This is a genomic window from Tunicatimonas sp. (assembly GCF_049647865.1).
GTDB lineage: Bacteria > Bacteroidota > Bacteroidia > Cytophagales > Cyclobacteriaceae > Tunicatimonas.
In genome coordinates, this window is the sequence record NZ_JBARYM010000814.1 from 1 (window position 1) to 7,836 (window position 7,836).

Genomic DNA, 7,836 nt, shown 5'->3' on the forward strand with positions numbered 1-7,836 from the left:
GTGGAATTTTGCGGGGCGAGAGAGTGATATTAAAGAAGCGGCCTGGCTACGCCCTTGGGAAGGCGACGCAGGTATTCCCGATATTTTAGCCCAAAACAAAGGGCGTAATCAGTTTTTTATGCTACCCCTGGCCTTAGGGCTAGTTGGTTTATTCTTTCAGTACCGAAGAGATGTAAAAAGCTTCTCCGTAGTAGGAGTACTTTTTCTGCTAACCGGAATTGGGCTGGTAGTGTATCTAAACTCTCCACCGGTGGAACCCCGAGAACGGGATTATATTTACGCCGGATCATTCTACACTTTTGCCATCTGGATTGGCTTCGGGGTAATGGCTCTTAGCCAGTTTATTAGCCAATTCGTGAAAAACCACCGTAACGCCGGCATTATTGCTACGATAGCCTGTTTGACTATTCCGGGAATTATGGCGGCCGAAGGTTGGAACGACCACGATCGATCCGACCGCTTCTTCTCGGTTGATTCAGCCAAAAATTTTCTGGCTTCTTGTGCGCCTAACGCCATCATCTTTACTGGTGGAGATAACGATACCTTCCCACTGTGGTACGCTCAGGAAGTAGAAGGCTTCCGAACTGATGTTCGGGTGATTGTACTGAGCTACTTCAACACCGACTGGTACATTGAGCAGATGACCCGTCCGGCCTACGAATCGGAACCGCTACCGTTCTCGCTAACCAAAGAGCAATACAAACAAGGTGGCCCGAACGATTATTTGCCCGTAGTAGAAAATCCGCAGGTAAAGGGCGCGATTAATCTGGAGCAGTACTTAGGATTAATTAGAAAAAACTCTCCGGCATTGAAGTTGCAAAACGCACGGGCGGATTATAATACAGTACCCTCCAAAACTTTCTACCTGGATGTAGATTTGTACGATACTAGTGAAACTCAGCAAACTGTTGCGGGTAACGATTCCATTCCTCCGGAATTACCGGCCAACTTGCAGGAGATTGTTCCGGTAGAGCTTCGCAATTTAGTAACTAATCGCCTGATGCTAAACGTTAAGGGGCGAGCCTTGGAGAAGAAGGATCTGATGATTCTGGATTTGATCGCGGCCAATAAGTGGGAGCGCCCCATTTACTTTAATAATACATCGATGATGGGTACCAACATTGACTTCAGGCAGAATGTGGTGCAGGAAGGCAATGCGTATCGACTGCTGCCCATCGTCAATCCCGACCCGAATGATGAGATCGCTAATCTGGATGTGATGTACGAAAATATGATGGAAAACTTTCACTGGCGAGAGTTAGATAATCCGGATGTGTACTATAGTGAAGACTATCGGCAGTTTGCGCTAAACCATCGATCTAGTCTTAATAGCTTGGCAAAAGAACTATTAGCGGCCGGGCGTATAGAGGAAGCTAAAAATGTGCTGAACCGTAGTTTGGAGTTAATACCGGATAAAGCTATTCCGTTTGATTATGTAAACGCTCAGTCGGTAGCCCTACTGTACGAGGTGGGCGAGGATGCTAAAGCTACTGAAATCGCTCAAGTGATGGGCGACCGGGCCGATGAAATGCTCACTTATCTGATTGATGAAAATCGTAGCCAAGGTTACGAGCAGCAAAAGCACTTGATCGTGCTAAATACAATTAGTGATGCTTTAAAGAAAGCTGGTCAGACTGAGCTAGCCCAACAGTACGAACAGGCACTAATGGAGCATTATAATCGGATTAATTCGTAAAAACATCTTATCATACGGAGAGTTTCTATATTTTGTGGTTAGTATGAAAGCCTATTTCCGTATTCTCACCAGTATCTTTTTTCTTGGCAGCGTTTTGCCAAGTGCGAGTCAGAGTCTGTCTAAGACCAATGTAAGTCACGCCTATAGTCTGGACGCTCCAATACAGGTGCATTCCCGGGTAGCTCGCAGTAATAGCGATGCAGTTATTTTTCTTGAGCTTACTAAGCAGTCTGACGTAGAAATTTCCTCAGTTCGCTATGAATTGCGAGATAGTTATTCTTCCGAAGCTGCTCTGATTACTCAAACGCTTTCTTCCGATCAATTAATTAAGCAGGAAGGGGATGCTACGTACTATCGGTTCAATGTGCCACTCCAGGAAAATGCTAACTACGTATTTTTGTATCTTACCGTAGTGGTAGCGGGTGCCGAACTGCCGCTGCGCTTTGATGTACCACTAAATACCGACCAGAATTTTCCACTTTCCTCACTGCTGCTCATGCGAGCTTCGGAAGATATTCCAGTGTTTTCTAATTACCTTAGTGAAGGTACTGCCGTTCGTGTTGTTTCCCTGGATAATTCGGATTCAATTGCCTACACGTATTACTACGACCATGATTTCGGCCCTAATCCATCGCCTTTAGGCACTAGTAGCGAAGTACAGCCCAAGTTAACGGTCGATTCGTTGTTGCAGATTTCGCTGAATAGTACTATACGCTTCAAACAAAAAGGGCTGTATTTTGCTCAATTAGATACTACTTCTCTTTCTGGGATTTCGTTTCGGATAGAAGATACGTACTATCCTCGCTTAGTGCGAGCCGAAGCACTGGTTAAACCGATTCGCTACATCAGTACTTCCGAAGAAATTAGCAAAGTTCGAGAAGATGAAACCCCAAAGGTAGCGTTAGATAATTTCTGGATGCGAGCGGCCCGTTCACAAGATCGGGCTAAAGTCATTATTCGTAATTACTATCAACAAGTAGCCAAAGCGAACTATCTGTTTACGACCTATAAAGAAGGCTGGAAAACCGGTATGGGGATGATCTACACGCTCTACGGCAAACCTGATGATGTGTTCCGCGATGATGAGAAGGAGGTCTGGATTTATGCGGCCGATAATACACTAGTAAATACCTCATTTACCTTTATGAAGGTTAAGAATATCTTCACCGATCAGCACTATAATCTTATGCGCGACGAAGCCTTTGAGCGATTTTGGTACCGTAATATTGACCTCTGGAGAAAGGGGCGCAAAGCACTGTGAGTCATCTGAAAACTGATATTGCCTTCGGGACCCGAGCCGTGCAGGAAGCGCTGAATTCCGGTCGAGAAATTGAGCGTATACTGCTTCAAAAAGGTGAGCATAATGACCTTTTCAAAGAAGTAGTTGCCGAAGCTCGACGACAACATATCCCAATTAGCACAGTCCCCATCGAGAAACTAAATAGGGTTACCCGGAAGAACCATCAGGGGATTATCGCTTTTTTATCGTCGGTAGTTTATGCTTCACTCGACAATATTATTGATGAATGTTACCAGCGGGGGCAAGAACCATTGCTAATACTGATGGATCGTATTACCGATGTGCGTAACTTCGGCGCCATTGCCCGAACGGCTGAGTGTTTAGGAGTACACGCGATTGTGATACCCGATAAAGGAAATGCTCGGTTAGGCGGCGATGCTATGAAAGCCTCGGCTGGGGCTTTAAATCACATACCGGTTTGCCGGGAAGGAAATCTGAAGCAAAGTATTAGCTACTTGAAAAGCAGTGGCATTCGGGTAGTTGCCTGTACCGAGAAGGCGGATGATCTGCTTCCTCAACAAGACTTATTAGGTCCGGTAGCTTTGCTACTAGGTTCCGAAGAAGATGGTATTTCCGAAGCTTACCTTAAGCTCGCCGATGCTGCGGTGAAGATTCCGATGAGCGGCCAAATTGCCTCGCTGAATGTATCGGTAGCCGCCGCTATTGGTTTGTACGAAGTGATTCGGCAGCGTAATTCGTAGCATTCAAGTTGAGAGATACTACTCAGAGTAAATCTATATAAGTATGATAATACTATAGCGCTTTTTAGTTAATAATTTGGTAATATCAGAAAGTTAAGCACCAGTCCTAATTCTGTTATATTTACTACTATGAAAACACAACCTATTCTCCTGCTCGCTACTTTTCTCTTATCCTTCAGCTTATACGCCCAAGAGGATTACGTTAGCCCGAACCTACCTAGTAAGTGGCGGCTCCCTTCCGAGCAACCGGATCATATTGTGCTAAACTTTTCAGACGATCCAGCTACTACGATGAGTGCTACTTGGCGAACGGATACCCGTACCAAGCAAGCTTTCGGTGAAGTTGCTATTGCAACCGCCGCCCCTCGCTTCTGGCGAAATGCTAAGCAGGTGGTAGGTACTACCGAAACCATGGATGCTTCTCGGGTGAAAAGTGCCGAGACTAAAGCCAATTATCATTCGGTTACTTTTACGGGACTAACCCCCGATACGCTCTATGCCTACCGGGTAGGTGACGGAGAACACTGGAGTGAATGGATTCAGTTTCGTACTGCAAGTGAAGAACCTGAGCCGTTTTCTTTTCTGTACGTAGGGGATGCTCAAAACAATATTTTAGATTTATGGTCGCGCTTGATTCGGGAAGGATACCGCACGGCACCGGATGCTCGTTTTATTATCCACGCTGGTGATATGGTAAATGATGCCCACAGCGAGTTAGAGTGGCATGAGTGGTTTACCGCTGGGGGCTGGATTCATCGGACACTGCCTAGTTTGCCATTACCTGGCAATCACGAATACGAAGGTTACACTGAATTGGAAGAAGAGCAAGATATTAGCCATATTTCGGTGCAGTGGCATCCGCAATTTACCTTACCTCAGAATGGGCCGGATAGCTTGAAGGAACAGTCCTACTACGTAGATTATCAGGGTACTCGCATTGTTGCGTTGAATACCAACCTGTTGCACGAGCGACAAGCCGAATGGGTCGATCAGGTATTGGCTGAAAATCCGCACCGCTGGTCGGTCGTCACCTTTCATCATCCACTATTTTCAGCGTCGGGCAACCGGGATAATGATGAGCTGAGAGAACTGTGGAAACCTATTTTCGATAAGCATCAGGTTGATATTGTACTACAAGGCCATGATCATAGCTACGCGCGGGGGCGAGTAAATCCGTTAGCCGAAAACGTGCCTGACGGCGTAAATATGCGTGATGTAACTGGCACTGTGTACGTAGTTTCGGTGAGTGGCGGTAAAATGTATGAGGTAAAGGAAAACTGGGATGATTATGAAGCCTCTCGCGATCGAGCAGCCGAAAACACTCAATTATTTCAACTCATTAATATTGACGGTGACACCTTGCGTTACGAAGCCTACACGGCAGTAGGAGAACTTTACGATGCCTTCGAATTGATCAAAAACGAAGAAGGTCCCAACCAATTTGTAGAACTACAAAATGAAGCCATCCCTCCGTTCACCCATGAGAATACAGTTCCGTATCGACTGGAAAAGTCGCAGGGGAATTAGGGAGTAAATTTTAGTGATCGAGTAGAGAGTACAGCTTTACTTTGTGTTGCGATCCTCATTAATAAATAATAAGGCAAAGCTTAAGGAAGTTACTTGCTAGCCGACTGTTTAGCTTGGAGTTCTGCTTCGGTCTTAAACGTTCTGAGGATCGTCTCAACTTCTCTTATTTCGGTCCGCTTATTCTTGCCGGGATAATAGACATAACCCTCAATATAGTAGAAGCGATTAAGCGCCTCGTCTACAAACGCATAGCTAAGGAAGGGGCCACCCATCGTAATATTGCTGAGCTTCCAAAGTCCGCGTGCTTCAATAGCAAACTTACCATCAAAATTGATAGTGTCGTATACAATCGGCTCAATTTCTTGAATGGTCATGTAAGCCGGTGGGTTGTCATCAACAATATATTTCCCTAGTGTGCTTTCTCGAAATTGCATAATTCCTTCGGGTTGGAAAATGTCTTCGGAAGTATATTCTTGGTAGGTAACTATAATGCTTACATCAGGTTCTCCAGCTTGCCCAAGTTGGCGGAGCCAGACAAATTGTTCTATGCTATCTTCTAATGGCACCAAATCGTAATCTTGCGGAATGCGAAGGTAAAAATTGTGATCTTCTAGCAAATCTCGTTCAAGAGCTCGTTGCTCCCCTGATTTATAGAGCGCCTCTAAACTTCGGTTTCGCTCTGTGTCTGAGAAGTGCTGCCGTACTTGCTTGTGATTAACGCTAAGGTTCTCTAATAAAACATCTTCACTCACTCCAAACAGGTATAAGTTTTTCTGCCCCCGAGCAAATACATTACTAATTGGATAACTAAAGAAAGTAGAGTCACTTTCTATTCGGGTTAATGAGTTATCCGTAAAAAAACGGCGCATCCGCTCGCCGGAAGCACTCCGGTTGTCTAGTGTTGTTACGAAGATCATATTTTTAGCACTTCGTAGCACATCATTTAGTTTGAATGGGTTTACGTAGCGCAGATCAAAGTAAGGCTCAGGTTGGGGTAGTCCGGGAACATCTTGCATAAAAATCTCCCGCAATTCATTGCCCAATTCACCCCGCCACGAGGTTGAGTCCATAACCAAAATAATTTCCCCCGCAGCTCCTCGAGCTGAAGGCAAAGAACTTTCATTAGAACTCCCACTTCCTTCGCAAGAGGCTAGACCAGCGGCGATAAGAATGGTAAAGAAAAAAAAGCGTAAATAGGTAAGCAAAATCAAAGGTAAGTTTGGTTAGGATGTACTTCGTTCAATTATACGAAGTAATCCGAATTTTGGTACCCTGATTTTGTAAAAATACAGTTAACGGCCGATGATCAGCTTCTGCCCCGGTTTGATGCTGTTGGAGCGTAAATTATTAAGTTGTTTGATTTTGGAAACTGTCAATCCTTGATACTTACGAGAAATTTCCCAAAGTGAATCGCCGGGTTGCACTAGATGAACTTTGCCATTACCACTAACTGGGGTTCGGGCTGAAGCTACCGCTCTACTCGATGATTTTACGTAGAGGGTCAACCGTTGTCCGGCGTAGATCCGGCTACCGCGAATATTATTCCATCGGCGAACATCGGATAAGCGTACTCCGTGGCGTTCGGCAATCTTACCTAATACATCGCCTCGGCGCACCCGGTAGGTCATCTTTGATCTTCCGTAGGTGGTTCCACTACTTTTTTGCGATTTAGCAATAAACTGCTTTTTAATAGTTTCATTTCCGGCTGAATCTAAAATAGCGGAAGAGTTAGCTGCTAAAAAATCGACCTTGTCAGCAGGAATGCGAAGGGGGTATTTTTTAGCATTTTCGGGTACAGCGGCCCGCCGTAACTCAGGGTTTAGCTTTATTAAATCTTCTTCGCATACATTTAACTGTTCAGCCAAAACTTTAAGGCTAGCGAACTGATTAATCAGTACTGTCTCTGCCTCTACCATGTAATCTGGTATTTCTTCTTGCAAGTTGTGTTCGTCGATGTAGTTGAACGTATAAGCAATTGCAACAAACTGAGGCACGTAAGAACGGGTTTCCCGAGGCAAATAGCGATAGATATTCCAGAAGCTTTTTTTGTACCCTGAACGGCGAATGGCTTTACGAACATTACCAGGTCCGGTATTGTAGGCAGCTAAAGCTAGCTCCCAATCATCAAACATACCGTAAAGTTGCTTTAGATATTTACAAGCTGCCTCAGTAGATTTTTCAGGGTCTTGACGCTCATCAACGTACCAGTCGCGATTAAGCCCAAACATTCGCCCAGTACTCGGCATAAACTGCCATAAACCTACTGCACCCACTCGAGATCGTGCTACCGGTTTTAGGCCAGATTCAACAATTGCCAGATACTTTAAATTTAAAGGAAGATTATGTTTTTTAAGGTACTTTTCGAAGAGAGGAAAATAAACATCCTTACGCCGAATTACCATACGCGTATATTCACGGTCGCGAACGGTAAAGTAGTCTACAAACGATTTTACCCTTTGATTATAAGTAAGCGTAATATCAGTTTCTATACAGGCAATTCGGTCGGCTACCAAATCGTAAGAGGCATCGGGTATGTACTCGTAGTCATACGCTGGTTGATATAGAATAACCGAATCGGCGGGGTCGACTAATGCGGTTGCGTTGCCATACAA

The 7,836-nt window shown here is 44.8% G+C and carries 5 protein-coding genes and 1 pseudogene; 4 read left to right on the forward strand and 2 right to left on the reverse strand.

Features of this window, described 5'->3' with window-relative positions:
• From WBA23_RS23515 to WBA23_RS23530, 4 genes and pseudogenes are all read left to right on the forward strand, one after another.
• Window positions 1-1,696: pseudogene (locus tag WBA23_RS23515) on the forward strand (DUF2723 domain-containing protein); the annotation flags it as partial.
• A 43-nt stretch (window positions 1,697-1,739) separates the two neighbouring features.
• Window positions 1,740-2,957: a GWxTD domain-containing protein gene (locus WBA23_RS23520; protein WP_424584718.1), complete on the forward strand. Its 1,218-nt coding sequence runs from the start codon at window positions 1,740-1,742 to the stop codon at window positions 2,955-2,957.
• Window positions 2,954-3,697, forward strand: a complete 744-nt coding sequence (rlmB, locus tag WBA23_RS23525) for a 23S rRNA (guanosine(2251)-2'-O)-methyltransferase RlmB (RefSeq protein ID WP_424584719.1) — start codon at window positions 2,954-2,956, stop codon at window positions 3,695-3,697. The genes WBA23_RS23520 and rlmB overlap by 4 nt, the downstream gene beginning before the upstream one ends.
• 129 nt (window positions 3,698-3,826) lie before the next feature.
• Window positions 3,827-5,224 (forward strand): fibronectin type III domain-containing protein, encoded by a 1,398-nt coding sequence (locus WBA23_RS23530; RefSeq protein WP_424584720.1) that lies wholly within the window; start codon window positions 3,827-3,829, stop codon window positions 5,222-5,224.
• An 89-nt stretch (window positions 5,225-5,313) separates the two neighbouring features.
• Here WBA23_RS23530 and WBA23_RS23535 read toward each other — a convergent pair whose 3' ends face one another.
• Both WBA23_RS23535 and WBA23_RS23540 read right to left on the reverse strand, forming a co-directional pair.
• Window positions 5,314-6,429, reverse strand: a complete 1,116-nt coding sequence (locus WBA23_RS23535) for a DUF4837 family protein (RefSeq protein WP_424584721.1) — start codon at window positions 6,427-6,429, stop codon at window positions 5,314-5,316.
• Between the two features lie 87 nt (window positions 6,430-6,516).
• Window positions 6,517-7,836 (reverse strand): LysM peptidoglycan-binding domain-containing protein (locus WBA23_RS23540; RefSeq protein WP_424584722.1); only part of this gene is annotated, 1,320 nt, incomplete at its 5' end.

Bases quoted from the DNA above. Each gene is read 5' to 3' on its own strand.
- WBA23_RS23520 (WP_424584718.1), top strand. From the start codon at position 1,740: ATGAAAGCCTATTTCCGTATTCTCACCAGTATCTTTTTTCTTGGCAGC.
- WBA23_RS23530 (WP_424584720.1), top strand. From the start codon at position 3,827: ATGAAAACACAACCTATTCTCCTGCTCGCTACTTTTCTCTTATCCTTC.